Raw genomic sequence first — 20,921 nt, 5'->3', positions numbered from 1 at the left:
CGGTTGGGCATCGCGGGCAGGCGAGGGACCATGGAATGTGCGCGGCACGGGGCCGCCGAGGACCGGAGACGGAGATTCGCCCTACAACGATTTCGTCCGAACTTCGGGGAACGTGGTGTGGGCTGAGTCACGTTCCAGTTGAATGATGACGAGTGAGCGAACCGACGCGCCGTACGTGCGGACGCAGCCTGCAGGGGGTTCAGGTGAGTGCTTCCCGGCGTAGTGGGACCACCGACGAGCTGGGGCCCGAGGAGCCCGAGCACGACGGTTCGGATCTTCTTGCCGCGCTGCTGGACGGGATGGACGCGGCGCTGTGCGCCTTCGACGCCGACGGCGTCGTCACGCACTGGAACCGCGAGGCCGAGCGCATCCTCGGCTGGACCGCGGCCGAGGCCGTCGGCCGGCGCGGGTTCGCCGGGTGGGCCGTGCGGACCGCGGACGCGGCGGAGGTCGCGGAACGGCTGATGTCCGCGATGGAGGCCCCGGGCCGTCAGGTCCACGAGTTCGCCCTGGTCACCAAGGACGGCGGCCGGGTCCTCGTACGGACGCAGTCCGCGGCCGTCCGCGGCCCCGACGGCAAGCCCGCCGGCGTCTACTGCGCCTTCAGCGAGGTGCACACCCAGATCGACCTGGAGCGCTCCATCGCCCTGAGCGAGGCCCTCTTCGACGACGCCAGCTGGGGCGTCGTGCTCGTGGACGCCGACCTGCGGCCCGCCGTGGTCAACGCCCACGCCGCCCGGGCCCTCGGCATCGGACGCACCTCCGTCCTCGGCCGACCCCTCGGCGAACTGCTCGCCCAGGGCGTCGAGGAGCTGGAGAGCGCGCTGACGCACGTGCTCGCGGAGGGCGCCCCGCCCGCGCCCGCCGAGATGTGGGTGAGCGTGCGCACCGCGGAGGGCGAGAAGCGGCGCTGCTGGCGCAGCGGGTTCCTGCGGCTGGCCTCGCCGCTCGCCGAGGAGCCGGTCCCGCTCGGGGTCGGCTGGCTCTTCCAGGACGTCACCGAGGCCAAGCAGACGGAACAGGAGGCCGCCCAGCTGCGGTTCCGCGCCAACCAGCTGCACCGGGCCGGGCGGGCCGCCGCGGAGTGCGAGGACCCGGCCGAGGCGGCCACCGTCCATCTGGACTTCGCGCTCGCCGGGTTCGCCGACCACGCCCTCATCGACCGGGTCGCGGGCGGCCCGGTGGCCGACGGCGAGGGTCCGGTGCGGCTAGTGCGGGACGCGGCGACGCCCGCCGGGGCGCCCGGGCCGAGCCTGCCCGCCGGGAAGGCCGGCATCCCCGTCCGGTATGCGGAGAGCCATCCGGCGCTGCAGTGCGTGGAGCGCTCCGGGTCGGTGCGGGCCAGTGCGGGGACCGCAGCGCCGGAGAAGGCCCGCGACTGGGCCGTCGGCCGGCAGTGGCCCGCGGACGCCGTCCACGCCCTGTGCGCGGTGCTGCGCAGCCGGGGCCGCACGCTGGGCGTCGTCACGTTCCTGCGGGGCGCCGGGCGCAGCCAGTTCGAGCGCGCCGACGCGACATACGCGGAGGACGTGGCCGTCCGCATCGCCGCACTCCTGGACCTCGCGGACCTGCTGGACGCCCCCTAGGGCGTGTCCGCGCACGGACACGCCTGGGAGCCGTCCGGCGGCCGCTCCGTCAGTGCCGGTAGAAGATCCGGTCCCCGTACTCGCTCAGCACGCGGCCGTTCCACTCGTGGCCGCCGTCGACGTTGCCCGAGCGCAGCAGCGGGGGCTCGATGCCGCGCTCGGCCAGGGCGCCGGCCGCCGTCGCCATCACCGCCTGGAGGAGCGCGGAGGTGACCACCGTCGAGGCGGGCGCGAAGGGCGCCGGGATGGCGTCCACCGTCAGCTCGGCGTCGCCGACCGCGATCTTCGAGTCGAGCACGATGTCGCAGTGGTCCTTGAGGTACGTCCCCGAGACGTGCCGCGACTTGGTCTCGGAGGCGTAGGCGACCGACGTGACGCCGACGACCTTGAGGCCGAGGGCGCGGGCGTTCATCGCCATCTCGACGGGGAGCGCGTTGCGTCCGGACAGGGAGACGATCACCAGGAGGTCGCCGGAGCGCGCCGGGCTTGAGTCCAGGACGGCGCTCGCGAGGCCGTCGACGCGCTCCAGCGCGGAACCGAGCGTGGCGGGCATGACGTCGACGCCGACGACCCCGGGCACCGCCAGCAGGTTCATCAGGGCGAGGCCGCCCGCGCGGTAGACGACGTCCTGCGCGGCGAGCGAGGAGTGCCCGGCGCCGAAGGCGAACAGCCGGCCCCCCGCGGCGACGGTGTCGGCGACGAGCGTGCCCGCCGCCGCGACGGCGTCGGCCTCCTCGTCCCGGACCCGCTGGAGCAGGCCGATGGCGGCGTCGAAGAACTGCCCGGCCAGCTTGCTCTCGCTCATCGGCGAAGCCCCTTCGATTCGCGTCGGTGGCGGCACGACCGGTGCGGCGGCCGCCCGGGACCGGGTGACCGCCAGGCCCGGCAGGACCCGCTCCCGTCGTGTCGCGGATCACGTTGCGGTCTGGACCAGTGCCCTGTCAATACGGCCCGCGCGCCCGGCGCCGGGGCGGGCGCGGGGCACCGGCCGGTGCGCGGTTGCCCGGGCGCGGCACGGTTGTCAGCGCGATGCGTCAGAATTGGGTCCAGGGCCAGCGCACGCGCCGGAGAGCGGTCCAGTTCCCGGCAGAGCAATCAAGGGGCACGTATGTCCGGACTGATCGACACCACGGAGATGTATCTCCGCACCATCCTGGAGCTGGAGGAGGAAGGTGTGGTCCCCATGCGCGCCCGGATCGCCGAGCGGCTCGACCAGAGCGGACCGACGGTCAGCCAGACGGTGGCGCGGATGGAGCGCGACGGCCTGGTTGCCGTGGCCAGCGACCGGCACCTGGAGCTCACCGAGGAGGGCCGGCGCCTCGCCACCCGCGTGATGCGCAAGCACCGGCTCGCGGAGTGTCTGCTCGTCGACGTGATCGGTCTGGAGTGGGAGCAGGTGCACGCCGAGGCCTGCCGCTGGGAGCACGTGATGAGCGAGGCGGTCGAGCGCCGCGTCCTGGAACTGCTGCGCCACCCCACCGAGTCCCCGTACGGGAACCCGATCCCGGGCCTGGAGGAGCTGGGCGAGAAGGACGGCGCCGACCCCTTCCTGGACGCCGGCATGGTGTCGCTGGCCGACCTGGACCCGGGCGCGGACGGCAAGACCGTCGTCGTCCGGCGGATCGGCGAGCCCATCCAGACGGACGCGCAGCTGATGTACACGCTGCGGCGCGCGGGCGTGCAGCCCGGCTCGGTCGTGAGCGTCACGGAGTCGCCCGGCGGGGTCCTGGTCGGCAGCGGCGGCGAGGCCGCGGAGCTGGAGGCGGACGTGGCCTCCCACGTGTTCGTCGCCAAGCGCTGACCTCCCCGACGCCGGTACCCGGGCCCCGGCCGGGTGTCAACTCCCGCGACCGCAGGGGCAGTTGTGGCACGGTGTGGATCCCGTCGATTTCGAGATCCAGTGCGCCGAATCGCAGCGCCGCGACGGTTTGCGTGCGACGCTGTCGCGTGAGGCATATGACCGAGGGGCTCTTGGCCGTCGTCCGACAGCGATGTCACGCGGGCCGGGGAGGGAGCGGGAGATGTGCCGCAGACGTGGAGAGGGCCCCGGCGCCGAGTGGCGCCGGGGCCTGTCCTCCCCTGTGCTGACCCGGAGCCCCGAGCTCCCAGGGTCATCCCCTCCGGACCCTTTTCCCCGAGCGGTCCGTTCCCCGTTGAAGATCTCCCCTCGGCAGCGGCGGTCAATCCCTGAGAGAGGTCACTCGAACGAGGGGTGTTGGCGCCCGGACCCGTATTTTCGAATCCCTATTCGATAGCGTGGGGGTGACGATCTCTCGGTGACGCGCGCTGTACGAGCGGGTGTGCGATCACGACGTGAACAGTGTGCGACGGCAGGACCCAGCAGGAGCAGCGGGACGACCAGCGGTACGAGAGTGGACCGGCGGGAGCGAGCGGTCCGAGCGAGCCAGGGGGGTGCCAGGACCTATGGTGCGGCGCATCGACGTGACCGGAGCAGGCGGCGTACGGCTCGCGGCCTGGGAGTTCGGCGACCCTCCCAAGGGTGATCCGGCGCGGGCCGCCGAGCCGGCCCGGACCGTGCCCGCGCAGGGCGGCCCCGGGCGGGCACCGGGGGAGCGCGCCGAACGCGGCCCCGGCGTGCTGTTACTGCACGGCCTGATGGGCCGTGCCTCGCACTGGGCGTCGACCGCCCGCTGGCTCTCCGAGCGGCACCGCGCCGTGGCGCTCGATCAGCGCGGCCACGGACAGAGCGACAAGCCGCCGGAGGGCTTCTACACGCGTGAGGCCTACGTCGAGGACGCCGAGGCCGCTCTCGAACAGCTGGGCCTCGCCCCGGCCGTCGTCATCGGCCACGCCATGGGAGCCCTCACCGCCTGGCAGCTCGCCGCCCGCCGCCCCGACCTGGTCTGCGGACTGGTCATCTGCGACATGCGGGCCTCGGCCCTCGGCGGTGCCTCGCAGCGGGAGTGGGAGGACTGGTTCAAGGCCTGGCCGGTTCCGTTCGCCACGCTCGCCGACGTCCGCAAGTGGTTCGGCGAGGACGACCCCTGGGTGGAGCGCCCGAACCCGGCCCGCGGGGAGTTCTACGCCGAGGTGATGTCCGAGTCGGCGGACGGCTGGCGCCCCGTCTTCGAACCGGAGCAGATGCTCAAGTCCCGGGAGACCTGGGTGTACGACGCGCACTGGGAGGAGTTGACCCAGGTGCAGTGCCCCGCCCTGGTCGTCCGCGGCCTGGACGGCGAGCTGGGCCGCGCGGAGTCCCAGGAGATGGTCCGCGTCCTGCCCCGCGGCCAGTACGCGGAGGTCGCCGACGCCGGGCACCTCGTGCACTACGACCAGCCGGACGCCTGGCGCGCCGCGATCGAGCCGTTCATGGACAGCGTCCTGACCAAGTGAGCGCCCCCGGGGAACGATTGCGCCCCCGGGCGCACAGCCTCCCCGGCTGACCTCACGCCCGCCGTCCGGCGCCGCGCCTGCCGTCCGGCGTCACGCCTGCCGTCCGGCGCCACGCCTGCCGTCCGGTGCCACGCCTGCCGTCCGGCGCCGCGCCTGCCGTCCGGCGCCGCGCCTGCCGTCCGGCGCCGCGCCTGCCGTCCGGCGCCGCGCCTGCCGTCCGGCGCCGCGCCCACCTTCTGGCACTACGTCCCTGGTCGGCACCGCGCCCGCAGTCCGGCATCACGCCCGCCGGTCGACGCCGCGCCCGCAGTCTGGCGCCGCGCCCGCCGGTCGGCATTACGCCTGCCGGTTCGGCGCCGCGCCTGCCGTCCGGTGCCACGCCCGCCGGTCGGCATCCCGCCTGCCGTCCGGTACCACGTCCCTGGTCGGCACCGCGCCTGCCGCTTCGGCATCACGCCTGCCAGTTCGGCATCACGCCCGCCGTCCGGCGCCACGCCCGCGGTCGGCATCACGCAAGCCGGCCCGGCACCCCGCAAGCCGGCCCGGCACCCCGGCGGCCCTCGCACCCGGCGGCCCCGGGGGCGGGACCCACCGCCGTCCCGCCCGCCCGTGGGCTCAGCCCTTGCTCACCGCCGTCAGGATCTCCGGCAGCCGCCGTGCGATGCGCGGTGCCGCCAGGCGCAGGCCGAGCAGCGTGATCAGCGTCCCGTACCCCGCGCCCACCGGCAGCAGCAGCCACGTCCACGCGTCGGCGTCCGCCGCCACGTTCAGCCAGATCGTCAGGGCGATGACCGGGGCGCACAGCAGCGCGGCGGCGACCATCCCGCCGAAGATCGAGATCCAGGCCAGCCCCGCCTGGCCCGGGGCCACGTTCTTGTAGCCCTCCTGCGGGATCGAGTAGGGGAAGCGGGCCGACGACCAGGCACCGGTCGCCAGCATCGACCCGAGCAGCGCGAAGGACAGCCCGAGCACCTCCGGCAGCCGCGGCCAGTCGCCGAGCATCGCGGTCGTCAGGACGGTCACGAGGGTCGCGTAGGGCAGCGTGATCACCAGCAGCGCCAGCGCCCGCCCCCGCAGCTCCGCGTACGCGTCCCGGGAGGACGAGATCGTCATCGCGACCATCCAGAACGCGGACGTGTCCTGCCCGAACTGGTTGTACATCAGGATGCCGAGCATCCCGGCCGCGAAGCACGCGAAGTACACCGAGCCGGTGCCCTGGAGGGCGTTGAACACCGGCACGATCAGCCCGATGGCGAGCGAGGTCACCCAGGCCGCCTTGGTCTTCGGGTCCCGCCACACGTAGCGCAGGCTCCGCTCCATGACCGTCCCGGTGCGCCCCGTGGGCAGCAGCCGGAGCAGCCTGTTCGTCCCGCGCTCCCGGGCGGCGGGCTCGGCCGCCTGGAGCGTCGAGCCGTCCGGCGAGGTCATCAGCCGGGTCAGGCTCCGCGACCAGAAGGCCAGCAGCCCCGCCAGTGCGGCCACGCCGAGCAGCAGCCGGGCGACCGCGACGCCGTACGACCCCTCGCTCACGGCGTCCACCGCGCCGATCGCCGAGGCGGGCGGCACCCAGGCCAGCACCTCGCCCGCCGGGTCAAGCGCGGAGAGCCCGCCCGCCGAACCGAGCCGCTGCGCGCCGAAGTTGACGAGCTGCGCGCCGACGGCGACGACCAGCCCGCTGAGCACCGCGAGGTCGCGTCCCCGGCGGCTGGTCAGCAGCCGGATGTTGGCGGCCGCGACGGTCCGTGCGAGGGCCACGCAGACGAGCAGGGCGAGCGGCACGGCCACCACCGCGGTGACCTGGGCCGCCGGGCCGTGCGCGACGGCGATCACGGAGCCGACGAGCAGGCAGAGCGTGAACAGCGGCCCGATGCCGACCAGCGAGGCCGCGAGCAGGGCCCGCACCAGGGGCCGGGGGCGCAGCGGCAGCATCACCAGCCGGGTGGGGTCGAGGGTCTCGTCGCCACTGGGGAAGAACAGCGGCATCACGGCCCAGCCGAGCGCGAGGACGGCGGTCAGCACGACGGTGACGGTGGCGGCGTGGGCGTCCCCGCGCAGGGCGATCAGGCCGATCAGCTGGAGCGCGGCGACGAGGAGCACGAGGACGGTCGAGGTGACGTACGCGGCCCGTCGTCCCGCGGACTGCCGCAGCCCGTTGCGCAGCAGCGACAGCTTGAGGCGTACGAAGACGGCGGTGACGGGGACGGCGGGCGCGCCGCCCGCCGGAGATCCCGCGGATTTTTCCGTGGAGGCGGTCGTGCTCATCGCGCGCCGCCGCCCAGCCAGTCGAGGTCGGACCCGGCGTCCCGGCCGTGCGCGCCGACGAGTTCGAGGAAGGCGTGCTGGAGCGAGGGGGCGTCACCGCGGACCTCGGCCAGCGGGCCGTGCGCACGGATCCGCCCGGCCGCCAGCACCGCCACCCAGTCGCACAGCGACTCGACGAGCTCCATGACGTGGGAGGAGAAGACGACGGTGGCGCCGGAGGCGGTGAAGCGCTCCAGGACGCCCCGGATGATCTGCGCGGACACCGGGTCGACACCCTCGAACGGCTCGTCCAGGAAGAGCACTTCGGGATTGTGCAGCAGGGCGCAGGCCAGGCCGATCTTCTTGCGCATGCCGGTCGAGTAGTCGACGACGAGCTTGTGCTGGGCGCCCGCGAGGTCCAGGACGTCCAGCAGCTGGGTGGCCCGCTTGTCCACCTCGGCGCCGGGCAGCCCGCGCAACCGGCCGGTGTAGGCCAGGAGTTCGCGCCCGGAGAGGCGCTCGAAGAGCCTGAGTCCCTCGGGCAGCACCCCGATCCGGGCCTTCACCTCCACCGGGTCGCGCCACACGTCGTGGCCGACGACCTCGACGGTGCCCTGGTCGGGCCTGAGCAGCCCGGTCACCATCGAGAGGGTGGTGGTCTTGCCCGCCCCGTTCGGCCCGACGAGTCCGATGAACCGCCCGGCGGGCAGCTCCAGATCGATCCCGGCGACGGCGATCTGCTCCCCGAACCGCTTCCAGAGCCCCCGTACGCGTACGGCCGGCACTTGCGCCCCTGCTGCCTCGGTCATGCCAGCACCCTACGGCCGGGCGCCCCGGCGGCGAGGGGGTGTGGGCAACCCGTGATCAGCCGCGCGGGGCAGGGGACGCGTGGACGGCGGGACCCCTGGGCCGTGTCCGCGAAGTCCCGCCCGCCCCGCGGCGCCTGGCACGCGCTCGCGCCGCTTCGGACACTGCCTAGCGGCGCCCGTCCCGTCCGCAGGCGTAGGCGAGCGGCGAGATGAGCTCCTCCGCGTCGGGCAGCCAGCGGTTCGCCGGGGTCGGCCGGCAGGCCCACTGCACGGCGCCCCGGGACCCGTAACGGGTGGGCGGGGCCGCCACGTAGGTGCCCTCGCCGAGTGCGACCAGGTCCAGGGAGGCGGGCGGCCAGCCGAGCTTGCGGATCAGCTCGGGGAGCTTGGCCGCGGCCCCGGGGAGGACGAAGAACTGCATGCGCCGGTCCGGCGTGCAGGTCACCGGGCCGAGCGTCAGCTCCATGCGCTCCATCCGGGCGAGGGCGAGGAACCCGGCCGTCTCGGGCACGTCGATGGCGTCGAAGGTGCGCCCGGTGGGGAGCAGGATCGACGCGGTGGGCTGCCTCGACCACATCCGGCGGGCGACGGTCGCGCTGCCCGTCGCCTGGGTCGCCCAGTCCTCGCGCGCCGGGTGTGCGCCGGGCAGGGGGCACGCGGGCTCGCCGCAGGAGCAGCGCTGGGTCCCGTCGACGGCCTCCAGCCAGGTGCCGGGGAAGACGTCCCAGTGGCGCTCCTCGGCATAGCGCACGGCGGTGTCCAGCAGCGCTTCGCCGCGCTGGACGGGGATCTGAGCGGTCTCGGTGCCTGCGATGGTCTCGTCCACGGTGAACTCAACTCCCGCACCCACCTCGGGTTACGGGCGACGCGCGCGCGGGGGAGGAGCATCGATCCCGCGTCCGGGGCGCATGGATGCACGGGCGGGGGCGCGCGCGGGCAGCGGCAGCGGGGGGTGGGTAACCACCTGTGGGGTCGGGCAATCGGCTTTACCCCGGCAATCCTCACATGCCTCGCATCTTCCGTATCTCGACGGGGCATTGATCTTCCTGGCCGGGATCCCTCGCCGGAGCCGGCCATCGAGGACACGTCAACCCGGTGCGCGGGCAGGCACCGCAGCAGGGCGACGAGCCGAAGGGGCACCCCGGAGGCGAGCGGACGACCAGGGCCCTTTCCGGGCCCGCGGTCTCCCGTTCGTCTTCGACCCGGGCGTCCCGGCGGGGGAGTTGCCGGAGAGCAGGGGGTACGCCATGGCCGCAAGGCCTCTCGTCGCGCGGCAGCCGAACGAACGACTGCAGGCGCTCATCCAGGAAGCCGGCTGCTCGAACGCCGGACTGGCCCGCCGCGTCAACATGTGCGGCGCGGAACACGGACTGGACCTGCGCTACGACAAGACGTCCGTCGCGCGCTGGCTGCGCGGCCAGCAGCCTCGGGGACGGGCGCCGGCGATCATCGCGGAGGCGCTCGGCCGCAAGCTGGGGCGCACGGTCACCATCGACGAGATCGGCATGGCCAACGGCAAGAACCTCGCGTCCGGCGTCGGTCTCCAGTTCTCGCCGACGGTGCTGGGGGCCATCGAGCAGGTCTGCGAGCTGTGGCGCAGCGACGTGGGGCGCCGGGACTTCCTGTCGGGGTCGTCCGTCGCCGCCTCCGCGCTGGTGGAGCCGAGTCGCGACTGGCTGATCTCCGCGCCGGACTCGCAGGTCGCGCGCGCGGCGGGCCCGCGCGTCGGGCTGTCGGACGTGGCGGCGGTCCGGGCGATGACCCAGGCGCTCGTGCAGCTTGACCACCAGTACGGCAGCGGCCACGTACGGCCCGTCGTCGTGCACTACCTGAACAGCGTGGTCTCCGGGCTGCTCGCGGGCTCCTACCGGGAGGCGGTCGGACGCGAGCTGTTCGCCGCCGTCTCGCGGCTGACCGAACTCGCCGGGTACATGGCGGTGGACACCGGGCAGCCGGGGCTCGCGCAGCGGTACTACATCCAGGCGCTGCGGCTCGCCCAGGCGGCGGGCGACCGCGGGTACGGCGGCTACGTGCTGGCCGCGTCCATGAGCCACCTGGCCGCGCAGCTCGGGAACCCGCGCGAGATCGCGCAGTTGGCGCGCGCCGCCCAGGAGGGCGCCCGCGGCCGGGTGACCCCGCGCGCGGAGTCGATGTTCCACGCCGCCGAGGCGCGCGGGCACGCGCTCATGGGCGACGCGCGGGCCGCCCAGCTGGCGTCGGGGCGGGCGGTCACCGCCCTGGAGTCGGCGGACGCGGCCTCCGGGGACGACCCGACATGGATCGCGCACTTCGACGAGGCCTACCTGGCCGACGAACTGGCGCACTGCCATCGGGACCTGGGCCAGGCCGAGGCGGCGGCGCGGTGCGCCGAGGAGTCCCTCGCCGGGCACCCGGAGTCGCGGGCGCGGCGCCGGGCGATCGGGTTCGTGCTGCTGGCCACCGCGCAGGTGCAGCAGCGCGAGATCGAGCAGGCCTGCCACACCGGCATGCGCGCCGTCGAGCTCCTCGGCACCCTGCGGTCCAACCGCGGGGCGGAGTACCTGGAGGACTTCCAGCAGCGGCTGGAGCCGTACCGGGACGAGCCCGTGGTAAGGGAGTTCGGGGCCCGGATGGACCTTCAGGCGGCGGCCTGAGCGGGCGGGGGCCGGCGCGTGTGGAGGACCGGCGCGCACCCGGTGAATGTACGGGGTGCGAGGGCGTGAACAGGCGGGAAACCGGGATGCGCGCGCCGGAGAGAGGTGTGTAGGGCGCGCCGCGGGGCGGTTCGGGGGTCCCGTCCGCCGGGGTGGGGGGCCGGGCCATGTGCTGCGTGGCACCGGGTCGGCGTAACCCGGTAGCGTGAGCCGACGATTCCGAAGGTCCCCCATTCGTAGGAGTCCCGGTGACGCAGAGTGGACAGGGCGATCAGCCCTCGGCGCGGCCCGCGCGCGAAGGCATCGTGCTGCCCTCCGACGGCGGTGAACCTCTTCTTCCGGGCACGACGGGCGACCGTACGGCCCCCGCCGGCGGTCAGGCCTGGAACCGGTCGTGGGGGCCCGAGGCCCCGGCGGAGCAGGGTCCCGGCCCGGGCGCGGCCCCGGACGGCGGGCACGGACAGCCGCCCGGCCACGGCTGGGGGGCACCCCGGTCCGGGGCGGACGGCGCCGTCTCCTCGCCCCCGGCATGGGGTGCCTCAGAGCCGTCCCCGCCCGCCCAGGACTGGGGCGGCTCCACCGGCGGCTCCGGGAACTGGCAGGCGTCCGGTACGGGCGGCCAGGGCTGGAACGAGCCGCACGCGGCGCAGGGCGGCTACGAGCCGGGCGCGTCCCGGGGCCGGCACGCGTCGGCCTCCGGGCAGGGCTGGGACGGCGCTCCCGCCCAGCCGCAGCCGCTGCCGCCCGAGGGCGCGCGGCCGGACGACCCCTACGGCACCGGCGCCCACGCGCCCGGGCAGGGGCCCGGCGGTTACGGGGCGCCGCTGCCCCCGCAGGCCCCCGACGGCCGTCACGCGCCCTCGCACCGCGCCGGGGCCGCCTCGCCGCTGCCGCCGGCCGACGAGGGCGCCACCCAGTACCTGCCGCCCGTCCCGCCCGCGGCGGCGCACCCCGACGAGGGCGCGACCCAGTACCTGCCGCCCGTCCCGGCGGCGCCGGACGAGGGCGCCACCCAGTTCCTGCCTCCGGTGGGCTCCGGTCCGGGCCCCGCGGGCCCCGGCGCGCTGCCGCCGGAGATGCCCGCCGACGCGACGCGCTACCTGGGCCGTGCGCCCCGGGGCGGGACCGGCCCGGGGCCGTCCGCCGCCGACCCCGACGCGCAGGCCACCCAGTACATCGCCCCGGTGCCCGCGGAACCGGCCGCGGCGCCCTACGGGACACCGCAGGGGGGTTCGGAGGAGCGCACGCCTCCCGCGGAGTTCGACAACCTCTTCCGCAGCGAGGCGGAGGGCCCCGCGTCCACGCAGCAGCTGCCCCGTGTCGATCCGCGCCACCCGCAGCGGTCGGGCCCCGGTGCCCCGGGCGGCCGGGCCGCCGCGCGGCGCGGTGCCGCCGACGACGGGGGCGGGCGCCGGCGCACCGGTTCGCGCGTCCCGCTGATCGTCGCCGTCGGCCTCGGCATCGCCGTCCTCGGTGTCGGGGCGGGCGCCCTGCTCAGCACCGGTTCGGACGGCGACGGCGGCACCGACGGGAAGCCCGTCTCGGCGGCGGCGTCCACCGGGTCGCAGTCGGCCTCCCCGTCCGCCGACCCGGCGAAGGAGCAGGCCGTCGCGCTCGACAAGCTGCTGGCGGACAGCAACGACAGCCGGGCCTCCGTGATCGCGGCCGTCGGCAACGTACGGGCCTGCGACAACCTCGGCCAGGCGGCCACCGATCTGCGCGCCGCCGCCAAGCAGCGGAACGACCTCGTCACCCGGCTCTCCGGCCTGAAGGTCGACAAGCTGCCGAACAACGCGGACCTGACCACCGCGCTGACCAACGCCTGGAAGGCGTCCGCGTCCGCCGACAGCCACTACGCCGCCTGGGCCGACCAGACCGCGGGCAGGCACGGCTGCCGCAAGCACCGGGCCCGCACCACCCCGCAGTCCCAGGCCGGCGACCGCGCGAGCGTCACCGCCAGCGCGCAGAAGACCAAGGCCGCGCAGCTGTGGAACTCCATAGCGTCCACGTACGGACTGACGCAGCGTCAGCCGACCCAGCTCTGACGGACGGTGCCCGTGGGGGCGGACCCGGACTCCGGGCCCGCCCTCACGGGCGTTGCCGTCAGCGGGAGTTGGAGGCGGCGCTCTCCAGGGTCTTGGACACGTTGACGAACCCGCGCCGGGACGTGACCAGTTGGCCCCCGCGTACGACCTGGAAGGTCACGTCGGCGTTGACCAGGCGCGGGAAGTCGACCACCGCGAGCAGGTCCCCGAAGCGCCAGCTCAGCGTGGGCGTGAGCCGGCCGGTGTCGACCTTCAGGCCGTCGTCGAGCGCGCGCCGGATGGTGCGCGCGCTCACCTCGCCGTCGCCCAGGGACTCGACGACCTGCCGCAGGACGGTGTAGGCGATCCAGGTGGTCTGCACCCCGGCGTCCGCGGGGTCGATGCGGTTGTCGCCGAAGGCCTGTTCGCGGATGACCGCCTTCATGGCGTTCCACCGGCCGTCCTTCGACGCCGGGTACCAGCCGGTGACGTACGCGTTCTCGTACGGGCCCGACCTGCCGCCGGTGGCGTCGATCACGGTCTGGTCGACGCTGCCGAGCACGGAGGCCGTGCGCACCTTCGGGTAGTCCTCCCGGCGGTGGCGGAAGGTGTCCATGAAGGCGTCCGTGCGGTCCCCGAGCGCGGTCACCACGCATCCCCGCTCGGCGGGGTCGGAGGACGCCCGCTGGAGGGCCTGCGTGACCTGGGCCGAGTAGTCGGTGGCGTCCTCGGCGGCGCGCACGTCCGTGGCGGGGGCGTGTCCCTCGCGCTCCAGACCGGCGCCGAGGAGCAGCGGGAGCTCGTCGCCGGCGATGGTGTCGGGGCGGACGAGCGAGACCGGGCCGCAGGTGCGGCCGAGCTCCTCGCCGAGCCCGGCCAGCAGCGCGGGCTGGCCGCCGTTCACCGGGTAGGAGAGCGGGCTGCGGAACTCGTCGTCGGTCAGGCCGTACCCGCCGATGTACGGGATGCCGGCGCCCTGGAGCGGGGAGAGGAAGGAGTCGCCGTGCTGGCTGTAGGAGCCGACGACGGCCACGGCGTCCTCCTTGGCCGCGCGCCGGGCGCACTTCGCGGCGTCCACGGAGTCGTTGTGGTCGTTGCAGGTCAGGACCCTGAGCTCGCGGCCGTTGATGCCGCCCCGGGAGTTGACCCAGCGGGCGTAGGCCTGCGCCATGGCGGGCATGCCGGGCTTGTTCGTCGCCGGGGTGTCCTCGGGCGCCCAGGTCATGACGGTGATGGAGTCGCCCCCGGAACCCCCTGTGACACCGGGGACGACCCCACAGCCGACGGCGATCGACGCGCACACCGCCAGAGCACCCGCCGACAGCAGCGTGGCCTTGAGTGGGCGGGACAGTGCGGAGGGGGAGGAGCTGCGTGTGCGTCGCCTGCCGGTCATGTCCCCGCACGATTCCCTCACACGGCCAACCGGGGAGTGACCGCCGGTCAACCGGCGGTGACGCACAGGTGAACAACGGGGGGCGGTCGGAGGACCGGCACGGGGAACGTACGATCGATGACCGTGCAAGGTTCGGAGAAGTCTTCCCGTCGCGGGCACCGCTCATCCACCATGGGCGGCATGCCACTGAACGACATGCCGTGGTGGCGCTGGCGCAGCAATGTGCGCTCCGCGCTGCACATGCTCTCCGACCCCGGGTTCCAGCGGGACGTCTGGCTCGCCGGCGTGGACGGGTACGGGGACGTCACCGACGCCGTGTACCGCCTCGTCGAGGACACCTGGCTCGACAACTGGTCCGCCGAGAAGTACGTCGGCACGATCTTCCGCGACGCGCAGGAGGCGGCGCTCGTCGACTCCGCCGTGCTGCGCGTGCTGCGGATCATGCACCAGGTCGGCCCGGACGCGCCGGTCTCCGCCTACCTCGACCACCAGGCGTGGCCGGAGGCGGTCCGCGCCGCCCGTGACGCGCACGTCCTGCTGGCGACGAGCGACGGCGACGACCCCGACGTGCCGCCCCGCACGCTCGAGGTGCTCAGGATCCTGACCCGGTCCGCCTAGCGGGACGCCCGCCCGGCGCGGGCGCCATGTATGGGACCCTGGCGGGCATGAACGAGCAGTCCGTCGGCGCCGCCGCGCCCGCCGAGCAGTACGTCCTGACCCTCTCCTGCCCGGACAAGCAGGGGATCGTGCACGCCGTGTCGAGCTACCTGTTCATGACGGGCTGCAACATCGAGGACAGCCAGCAGTTCGGCGACCACGACACGGGCCTGTTCTTCATGCGGGTCCACTTCTCGGCCGAGGCGCCGGTGACGGTGGACAAGCTCCGCGCGAGCTTCACGGCGATCGGTGACGCCTTCCACATGGACTGGCAGATCCACCGCGCCGAGGACCGCATGCGGGTCGTCCTGATGGTCAGCAAGTTCGGGCACTGCCTGAACGACCTGCTGTTCCGCGCCCGGATCGGCGCGCTGCCCGTCGACATCGCCGCCGTGGTCTCCAACCACACCGACTTCGCCGAACTCGTGGCGTCGTACGACATCCCCTTCCACCACATCGCGGTGACGAGGGACACCAAGGCGGAGGCCGAGGCGCAGCTCCTGGAGCTGGTGCGCGCCGAGGAGGTGGAGCTGGTCGTCCTGGCCCGCTACATGCAGGTCCTCTCGGACGACCTGTGCAAGCAGCTGAGCGGCCGGATCATCAACATCCACCACTCGTTCCTGCCGAGCTTCAAGGGCGCCAAGCCGTACCACCAGGCGCACGCCCGGGGCGTGAAGCTCATCGGCGCCACCGCGCACTACGTGACGGCGGACCTCGACGAGGGGCCGATCATCGAGCAGGAGGTCGAGCGGGTCGGCCACGACGTGACCCCCGACCAGCTCGTCGCCATCGGCCGCGACGTGGAGTGCCAGGCGCTGGCCCGCGCGGTCAAGTGGCACGCGGAGCGCCGCATCCTCCTGAACGGCCGCCGCACGGTCGTCTTCGCGTAACGCAGTCCCGCCGACCCTGGGGAAGGCGTCCGGGGGCGCCGAAGGGGAGACCTTCCTCGCTGCGGGGGAAGGCGCCCAGGGGCGTCGAAGGCACGACCTTCCTCGCTGCGGGGGAGGGCGTCGGGGCGCTGAGACGGGACCGCGCCTCACAGCGGGGCCGGTACGCGCACTGCCCTGAGCGCGGGAACGCGCCGCCCGGGGAACGGGACGCGGGCGCGCCCCGCCGGGAAGGCGCCCGCCACCGCACCCCCGGCAGGCGCCCGCTGTCACATCCGGCTGAGGGACGCCGCCGCCAGCAGGACGTCCCGGATGGCCTCGCGGTCCCCGTCCTGACCGGCGGCCGCCTCCTCCGGCGACACGTGCCCGGCGGCCAGCCGGCAGAACTCCACGCCGTCCAGGGCGACATGGGCGACCTCGAACTCGGCGGACGCGACCGCTCCCGGCGAGTCGAGCGGGATGAGCCACTCCCCGCCGCCTGACCCCTCGATCTCCAGCCGCAGGCTGCGGCCGGGCGTGCCGGCCGCGACGAGATGCCGGGGCGGCGGGGACGACAGGCCCGCGCGACGCCGCTCGGCGAGCGAGGTGGGCAGCATCCGGGCCGCCAGGTCGATCATCCGGTGCAGATGGCGCGGGGCGGGCGGCTCGTACGGGTAGTCCACCGCCTCCGCTATGTCGCCCGCGTGCACCCAGCACTCGAAGGCGCGGTCCAGCATCGAGTCCCGCAGCGGCAGTTCGAAGGCGCCGTACGGCACCGGCAGCAGCCCCGAGCCGCCGCCGGCGAACGACACCGTCCGCACCAGGTTGTGGCTCTGCTCCCGCCACGGCCCGCGCAGCGCACGGGTGGGCGGGAAGTGCGACGCGGCCCAGTACGCCTCGGTCCGCCCCGCCGGCGACCCCTCGTCGGCGCGGGTCCTGCCGAGCGGATCGTCCAGGCCCAGCGCGACGGCGACCAGCCCGTCCACGGTGAGCAGATGGGCGATCACCCCGGCGACGGTCGTACGGCGGCTCGCGGGCCCCTGCCCGTCGAACCAGCGCAGCCGCACGGGCGCGTGCCACTCGGCGCCGCCGATGTCCTGGAGCAGCGCGTCGAGCCGCGCGGTCTCGGCGTCGTACGGGGCCGCCCAGTCGGGCACCGGGATGCGCGGCGGACGCCGGTCGAGGCAGCCCTCCAGGACCCGGGTGCGCAGCGTCGGGTCGAGGTCGAGGCTCTCGGCCGGATGCAGCAGCCCGACGGCCTCGCGCAGCCGGCGGGCCTCGTCCGCGCAGGCGCCGCACTCGCCGAGGTGGTCCTCGACGGCCAGCGTCTCGTCCGCCGAGCACGCGGCGAGCGCCCAGGCGCCGAGCAGCGACTTCAGGACGGGGTGCTCCAGGACGAGCGGCGCGAGGGCCGGGTCCGGCCCGGGGAGCGGGCGTCCGGTGTCCTCGACGGAGGACCGGGGCGGCGGTATGCGCGGCGGGCGTCCGGACTCCTCCCCGGGGCCGCCGTGCTCGGTGCCCGGCCCGTCCGGGCCGCCGCCGTGACCGCCGGAGCCGCCGGAGCCGTCCCCGTATTTGCCCTCGGCGTCCTCCGGTACGTCCTCCCGGTGGCCGCCGGTCTCCTCGTGCGGGCTCCCGGCGCCGAGGTCCCCGGCGCGGTCCGCGTCGCCGCTCACCGCGTGCCCCCGGGTTCGGGAGGCGTCCCGGAGGGGCCGTCGTGGGCGGTGGACAGCAGCTGGAGGCCGAGGCGGAGCCGGCGGCGCGCCTCGTCCTCGGTGATGCCGAGGTCCACGGCGGTCTGGCGGTAGTCCCGGCGCTGGAAGTAGGCGCGCTCCAGGGCGGCCCGCAGCGGCATGGGCATGGACGTGACGATGTAGTCCGCGCGGGCGGCCACCGAGGCGCGGCGCACCCGGCGCTCCAGCTCCTCCACGCTGCCCCGGCCGCCGGACGCCAGCGCGGCGGTCTCGGTGGCGCGCAGGCGCTGCACGGCGAGCCGGTGGGTCAGCGTGGCGACCCAGGAACGCAGCGGGCCCTGCTTGGGGTCGTACGCGTCGGGGTTCTCCCAGACGTGGACGAACACCTCGCGGGTGATGCGGTCGGCCGCGTCCTCGTCCCCCAGTACGCGGTGGGCGAGGCCGTGCACGAGCGAGGCGAACCGGTCGTACAGCTCGCCGAGCGCCGCCGCCTCCCCGCGGGCGAGCCGCTGCTGCATCTTGCGGTCCCAGCGGGGCGGTGCGTCCTTCTTCGCCATACGGCCCCTCACCCCTGCCCGTCCCGAGTGCCTGTCCGCTGTCCAGCCTGTGTGCGTCGCTGTCTCGAATGTAGTCGGCACGTCCGACAGCGCACGCCCCTTTGCGGCAATGTGCGCCCCTTGACGAGCGGCGGATGGTAGTGAACCGCCGCCGCCGCGGCGCCTACCCGTCCCCACCCCGATCACCCCTGATCGGGGCAGATCGGCCATGACTTTTTTGGCTCGACAGGGGCGGGCTTTCGGTCGCGTGCAGGTGTTTCATGGAAACGACTGCCGGGCAGCCGCGCAGGAGAACCGAGGGAGCGTATTCCGTTTCCGGAGGGCGACGAGAGGCGTGGCGTGACGCTCAAGGTGACCGACGGGGAGCGAGGCGACTGGGCCGTGCTCCAAGTGGCGGGCGAGATGGACCTGGTGACGTCGCCGGTGGTCCGCCAGCGGGTGCACGACGCGGTGGCGGACGGCCGCCACAGTCTCGTCCTCGACCTGTCCGAGGTCTTCTTCTGCGATTCCAGCGGGGTCGGCGTGCTCATCGCGACCCGTCGGCTCATCCGCTCCTGCCAGGGGCGCCTGCGGCTGATACTGCCCGCCGAGGGCGCCGAGGACGGCTCGCACGTCAACCGGGTGCTCGCCGCACTCGGGGTGCGCCGTCTGTTCGACGTCTTCCCGGATCTCGACACCGCCCTCGACGAGGAATCCCGCCCCCTGTCCGCGTGACGTGGGTCACAGCGGAGGCGTCGCGGTGCCACACGGTTGTCCCGGAATTCGCGCGGTCTTGGTACAAGCGACGTTTTCCGGCTCCCGCGGGGCCTCCGGCGTCGTACGCTCCCTGCCAGATGAACCCGCAGTCCGGCTGAGAGTCCGGCTGAGATGTAAGGCGGTCCGAACACCATGGTCAGCACCGAGTACGAGCGGAGGATCGCCGCCCGGTTCGCCACCTTCGACCAGGACGGCAACGGCTACATCGACCGGGAGGACTTCAACGCGGCGGCGAAATCGGTCCTCGCCCAGTTCGGTACGGCGGCCCGGTCGGACAAGGGCCAGGCCCTCTACAGCGGGGCCGAGGCCTTCTGGCAGGGCATGGCGGGCATAGCGGACCGGGACGGCGACCAGCGCATCACGCGCGAGGAGTTCGTCAACGGCGCGGTCAAGCGGCTGCGCGACAACCCCGACCGCTTCGCCGAGATCGCCCGCCCCTTCCTGCACGCGGCGCTCGCCGTCGCGGACACCGACGGGGACGGCGCGGCCACGGTCGAGGAGACCGCGCGTGTCCTGCGGGCCCTCGGCGCGAGCGAGGAGGTCGCCGCCTACGCGGCCGGCGCCCTCGACACCGACGCCGACGGCCGTATCGGCGAGACGGAGGTCGTCACCGCGTTCGCCCGCTACTTCACGGTGCCCGAGTGAGGTCCACGGCGGGCGCGTACGGGGAGCTCACGCCGAGAACCGCTCCCTGAGCCGGTACTTGAGCACCTTGCGCAGGGTCTCGTTGCGGGGAAGGGCGTCCACCACCTCCAGCTGCTCCGGCAGCTTGTGCACGGACAGCCCTTCCCCGCGCAGATACGCGGTCACCTCCGCCAGGGTCAACTCCGGTGCCCCCGGTGGCTGTTCGACCACCGCGCAGACCCGTTCGCCGCGCTCCGCGTCGGGCAGGCCGATCACCGCGACGTCGCCGACGCCGGGATGCCTGTGCAGCAGGTCCTCGATCTCCCGGGCCGAGATGTTCTCGCCCTTGCGGATGATCACGTCCTTGAGGCGGCCGGTCAGCACCAGGTGACCGCTGTCCGTCAGCCGTCCCAGGTCGCCGGTGCGCAGGAACCCCTCCTCGTCGAAGGCCGCCGCCGTCTGCGCCGGGTCCAGATACCCCTGGCAGACGGCCTCGCCGCGCAGCCGCACCTCCCCGTCCACGATCCGGATCCGCATGCCCTCGGGGGGCCGTCCCTCCGTCGTCGCCAGGTTCTCGGCCGTGTCGTCGGGCGAGCCCATGGTGATCATCGGCACCTCGGTCATCCCGTACCCATGGGTGAGCTGGACGCCCATCTCGCGGACGACGGCGTGGTAGATCTCGGGCGGCTTCGGCGCCCCGCCGCCCGCCAGCAGCCGCAGCCTCGGGATCACCTTCCGCCCCGGCCGCCCGCGCTGCTCGGCGAGGAACATCGAGTAGAACGCCGTGGACCCGCCGGCCACGGTCACCCCGTGCCGCCGGTACTCCGCCAGGGCGCCGGGCAGCGCGAAGTGCTCGAACATCACCGCCGGGAAGCCGTAGAGCAGCAGCATCACCGTGTAGTCGGGCCCGGCGATGTGCGCGTACGGGAATGCCATCGAGCCCACGTCCCGATCCGTCAGGCGCAGGGCGTGCGCCAGGCAGGAGCCGCCCGCGATCAGTGAACGGTCGGTGTGCAGCACGCCCTTGGGGTCGGAGGTGGTGCCCGAGGTCCAGTAGATCCAGCGAACGGAGGTGCCGTCGGCGGGCGGGGCGGGCAGCACGGACGGATCGCCGTCCGGCAGGTCGTCGTACGCCTCGAAGACGCCCTTCGCGCCCAGTGCGTGGGCCATCGCGGTGTGGTCGAAGCCGCGCCACACCCCGGGGACGGCGAAGAACTCCGCCTTGGACTCGCGCAGGGCGAAGCCGACCTCGCGGTCCCGGTAGAACGGGATCACCGGCGACTGGACGGCGCCGAGCCGGGCCAGCGCGAAGGACAGCAGCGCGGTCTCGATCCGCGTGGGCAACTGCCAGGCGACCACCGTGCCGGGGCGTACGCCCATGCCGTACAGGCCCGCCGCGACCCGCTCCGCGCGCCCGTGCAGCTCGCCGAAGGTCAGGGTGCGGTCGCCCTGGAGCAGGACCGGACGGTCGGGGGTCAGCGCGGCGCGGCGGCGCACCAGTTCCCAGAGGGTGGGCGACGCGGCGAGTGCGTGTGCGGTGTCGTTCACGGCGATCCCCTCGCTGCCGGCGGCGCCCCGGCCCGTGGCTCCGGAGGCGCGGCGGACCTCAACTGACGGACAGTCAGATGATGCGCAGAGCGTAGGGCGCACCGCCTTGTCGGTCCAGGGGTGCGGGGCTAGCCTGACATCTGACGGGTCATCAGATCCGTCGGCGGACGTGCACCCCA

The 20,921-nt window shown here is 74.4% G+C and carries 17 protein-coding genes; 9 read left to right on the top strand and 8 right to left on the bottom strand.

What is annotated here, in order from left to right:
- Positions 1-203 precede the first annotated feature (203 nt).
- Positions 204-1,586 carry a PAS domain-containing protein gene (locus tag ACFYQQ_RS22940; protein WP_355779362.1) on the top strand — a complete coding sequence of 461 codons (1,383 nt, stop codon included), beginning with the start codon at positions 204-206 and terminating at the stop codon, positions 1,584-1,586.
- A 49-nt stretch (positions 1,587-1,635) separates the two neighbouring features.
- Here the strand turns inward: ACFYQQ_RS22940 and ACFYQQ_RS22935 are convergent, their stop codons facing one another.
- The gene (locus ACFYQQ_RS22935; protein WP_355779359.1) at positions 1,636-2,391 is read right to left on the bottom strand and encodes an SIS domain-containing protein; all 756 of its coding nucleotides are present in this window, start codon (positions 2,389-2,391) and stop codon (positions 1,636-1,638) included.
- A 303-nt stretch (positions 2,392-2,694) separates the two neighbouring features.
- Between ACFYQQ_RS22935 and ACFYQQ_RS22930 the strand changes: the two genes are divergently transcribed.
- The gene (locus ACFYQQ_RS22930; RefSeq protein ID WP_355779356.1) at positions 2,695-3,387 is read left to right on the top strand and encodes a metal-dependent transcriptional regulator; all 693 of its coding nucleotides are present in this window, start codon (positions 2,695-2,697) and stop codon (positions 3,385-3,387) included.
- A gap of 623 nt (positions 3,388-4,010) precedes the next feature.
- Positions 4,011-4,940: an alpha/beta hydrolase gene (locus ACFYQQ_RS22925; protein ID WP_356174259.1), complete on the top strand. Its 930-nt coding sequence runs from the start codon at positions 4,011-4,013 to the stop codon at positions 4,938-4,940.
- 615 nt (positions 4,941-5,555) lie between these two features.
- Here ACFYQQ_RS22925 and ACFYQQ_RS22920 read toward each other — a convergent pair.
- From ACFYQQ_RS22920 to ACFYQQ_RS22910, 3 genes are all read right to left on the bottom strand, one after another.
- The gene (locus ACFYQQ_RS22920) at positions 5,556-7,202 is read right to left on the bottom strand and encodes a transporter (protein WP_355785823.1); all 1,647 of its coding nucleotides are present in this window, start codon (positions 7,200-7,202) and stop codon (positions 5,556-5,558) included.
- Complete coding sequence (locus ACFYQQ_RS22915; RefSeq protein ID WP_355785820.1) at positions 7,199-7,990, bottom strand: ABC transporter ATP-binding protein; 792 nt, start codon at positions 7,988-7,990, stop codon at positions 7,199-7,201. Before ACFYQQ_RS22915 ends, ACFYQQ_RS22920 begins: the two co-directional genes overlap by 4 nt.
- Before the next feature lie 166 nt (positions 7,991-8,156).
- The gene (locus ACFYQQ_RS22910; RefSeq protein ID WP_355785816.1) at positions 8,157-8,816 is read right to left on the bottom strand and encodes a bifunctional DNA primase/polymerase; all 660 of its coding nucleotides are present in this window, start codon (positions 8,814-8,816) and stop codon (positions 8,157-8,159) included.
- A 421-nt stretch (positions 8,817-9,237) separates the two neighbouring features.
- Here ACFYQQ_RS22910 and ACFYQQ_RS22905 point away from each other — a divergent pair, with 421 nt between their 5' ends.
- Together ACFYQQ_RS22905 and ACFYQQ_RS22900 are read left to right on the top strand one after the other, a co-directional pair.
- Complete coding sequence (locus ACFYQQ_RS22905; protein WP_355785813.1) at positions 9,238-10,623, top strand: transcriptional regulator; 1,386 nt, start codon at positions 9,238-9,240, stop codon at positions 10,621-10,623.
- A gap of 248 nt (positions 10,624-10,871) precedes the next feature.
- Positions 10,872-12,668 (top strand): hypothetical protein, encoded by a 1,797-nt coding sequence (locus tag ACFYQQ_RS22900; RefSeq protein ID WP_388905015.1) that lies wholly within the window; start codon positions 10,872-10,874, stop codon positions 12,666-12,668.
- Positions 12,669-12,726: 58 nt separating this feature from the next.
- Here the strand turns inward: ACFYQQ_RS22900 and ACFYQQ_RS22895 are convergent, their stop codons facing one another.
- Entirely contained in the window at positions 12,727-14,040 is a 1,314-nt protein-coding gene (locus ACFYQQ_RS22895; protein ID WP_355786486.1) for an ABC transporter substrate-binding protein, read from the bottom strand.
- A 117-nt stretch (positions 14,041-14,157) separates the two neighbouring features.
- Here ACFYQQ_RS22895 and ACFYQQ_RS22890 point away from each other — a divergent pair, with 117 nt between their 5' ends.
- Positions 14,158-14,658: a hypothetical protein gene (locus ACFYQQ_RS22890; protein ID WP_355786484.1), complete on the top strand. Its 501-nt coding sequence runs from the start codon at positions 14,158-14,160 to the stop codon at positions 14,656-14,658.
- Between the two features lie 47 nt (positions 14,659-14,705).
- On the top strand, positions 14,706-15,587 hold the full coding sequence (gene purU, locus ACFYQQ_RS22885; protein ID WP_355786482.1) for a formyltetrahydrofolate deformylase: 882 nt from the start codon (positions 14,706-14,708) through the stop codon (positions 15,585-15,587).
- Between the two features lie 266 nt (positions 15,588-15,853).
- Here the strand turns inward: purU and ACFYQQ_RS22880 are convergent, their stop codons facing one another.
- Both ACFYQQ_RS22880 and ACFYQQ_RS22875 read right to left on the bottom strand, forming a co-directional pair.
- Positions 15,854-17,239, bottom strand: a complete 1,386-nt coding sequence (locus ACFYQQ_RS22880; protein WP_355785552.1) for a maleylpyruvate isomerase N-terminal domain-containing protein — start codon at positions 17,237-17,239, stop codon at positions 15,854-15,856.
- The gene (locus tag ACFYQQ_RS22875) at positions 17,236-17,814 is read right to left on the bottom strand and encodes a sigma-70 family RNA polymerase sigma factor (protein WP_355785549.1); all 579 of its coding nucleotides are present in this window, start codon (positions 17,812-17,814) and stop codon (positions 17,236-17,238) included. Before ACFYQQ_RS22875 ends, ACFYQQ_RS22880 begins: the two co-directional genes overlap by 4 nt.
- Before the next feature lie 339 nt (positions 17,815-18,153).
- On the opposite strand from ACFYQQ_RS22875, the gene ACFYQQ_RS22870 reads away from it, so the two are divergent.
- Together ACFYQQ_RS22870 and ACFYQQ_RS22865 are read left to right on the top strand one after the other, a co-directional pair.
- Positions 18,154-18,528, top strand: coding sequence for an STAS domain-containing protein (locus ACFYQQ_RS22870; protein ID WP_355785546.1), 375 nt, complete (start codon positions 18,154-18,156; stop codon positions 18,526-18,528).
- A gap of 174 nt (positions 18,529-18,702) precedes the next feature.
- Entirely contained in the window at positions 18,703-19,215 is a 513-nt protein-coding gene (locus tag ACFYQQ_RS22865) for an EF-hand domain-containing protein (protein WP_355785543.1), read from the top strand.
- A 27-nt stretch (positions 19,216-19,242) separates the two neighbouring features.
- Here ACFYQQ_RS22865 and ACFYQQ_RS22860 read toward each other — a convergent pair whose 3' ends face one another.
- Positions 19,243-20,742 carry an AMP-binding protein gene (locus ACFYQQ_RS22860; RefSeq protein ID WP_355785541.1) on the bottom strand — a complete coding sequence of 500 codons (1,500 nt, stop codon included), beginning with the start codon at positions 20,740-20,742 and terminating at the stop codon, positions 19,243-19,245.
- Positions 20,743-20,921 lie beyond the last annotated feature (179 nt).

Source organism: Streptomyces sp. NPDC005496, assembly GCF_042872045.1.
Taxonomy (GTDB): domain Bacteria; phylum Actinomycetota; class Actinomycetes; order Streptomycetales; family Streptomycetaceae; genus Streptomyces.
The sequence above is the reverse complement of the archived record's forward strand: the minus strand, read 5'-3'. Positions and strand labels throughout refer to the sequence as shown.

What these genes read in the sequence shown, in the direction of transcription:
- ACFYQQ_RS22935 (WP_355779359.1), bottom strand. Translation starts at nt 2,391, where the DNA reads ATGAGCGAGAGCAAGCTGGCCGGGCAGTTCTTCGACGCCGCCATCGGC.
- ACFYQQ_RS22930 (WP_355779356.1), top strand. Translation starts at nt 2,695, where the DNA reads ATGTCCGGACTGATCGACACCACGGAGATGTATCTCCGCACCATCCTG.
- ACFYQQ_RS22925 (WP_356174259.1), top strand. Translation starts at nt 4,011, where the DNA reads ATGGTGCGGCGCATCGACGTGACCGGAGCAGGCGGCGTACGGCTCGCG.
- ACFYQQ_RS22920 (WP_355785823.1), bottom strand. Translation starts at nt 7,202, where the DNA reads ATGAGCACGACCGCCTCCACGGAAAAATCCGCGGGATCTCCGGCGGGC.
- ACFYQQ_RS22915 (WP_355785820.1), bottom strand. Translation starts at nt 7,990, where the DNA reads ATGACCGAGGCAGCAGGGGCGCAAGTGCCGGCCGTACGCGTACGGGGG.
- ACFYQQ_RS22905 (WP_355785813.1), top strand. Translation starts at nt 9,238, where the DNA reads ATGGCCGCAAGGCCTCTCGTCGCGCGGCAGCCGAACGAACGACTGCAG.
- ACFYQQ_RS22895 (WP_355786486.1), bottom strand. Translation starts at nt 14,040, where the DNA reads ATGACCGGCAGGCGACGCACACGCAGCTCCTCCCCCTCCGCACTGTCC.
- ACFYQQ_RS22890 (WP_355786484.1), top strand. Translation starts at nt 14,158, where the DNA reads ATGACCGTGCAAGGTTCGGAGAAGTCTTCCCGTCGCGGGCACCGCTCA.
- purU (WP_355786482.1), top strand. Translation starts at nt 14,706, where the DNA reads ATGAACGAGCAGTCCGTCGGCGCCGCCGCGCCCGCCGAGCAGTACGTC.
- ACFYQQ_RS22875 (WP_355785549.1), bottom strand. Translation starts at nt 17,814, where the DNA reads ATGGCGAAGAAGGACGCACCGCCCCGCTGGGACCGCAAGATGCAGCAG.
- ACFYQQ_RS22865 (WP_355785543.1), top strand. Translation starts at nt 18,703, where the DNA reads ATGGTCAGCACCGAGTACGAGCGGAGGATCGCCGCCCGGTTCGCCACC.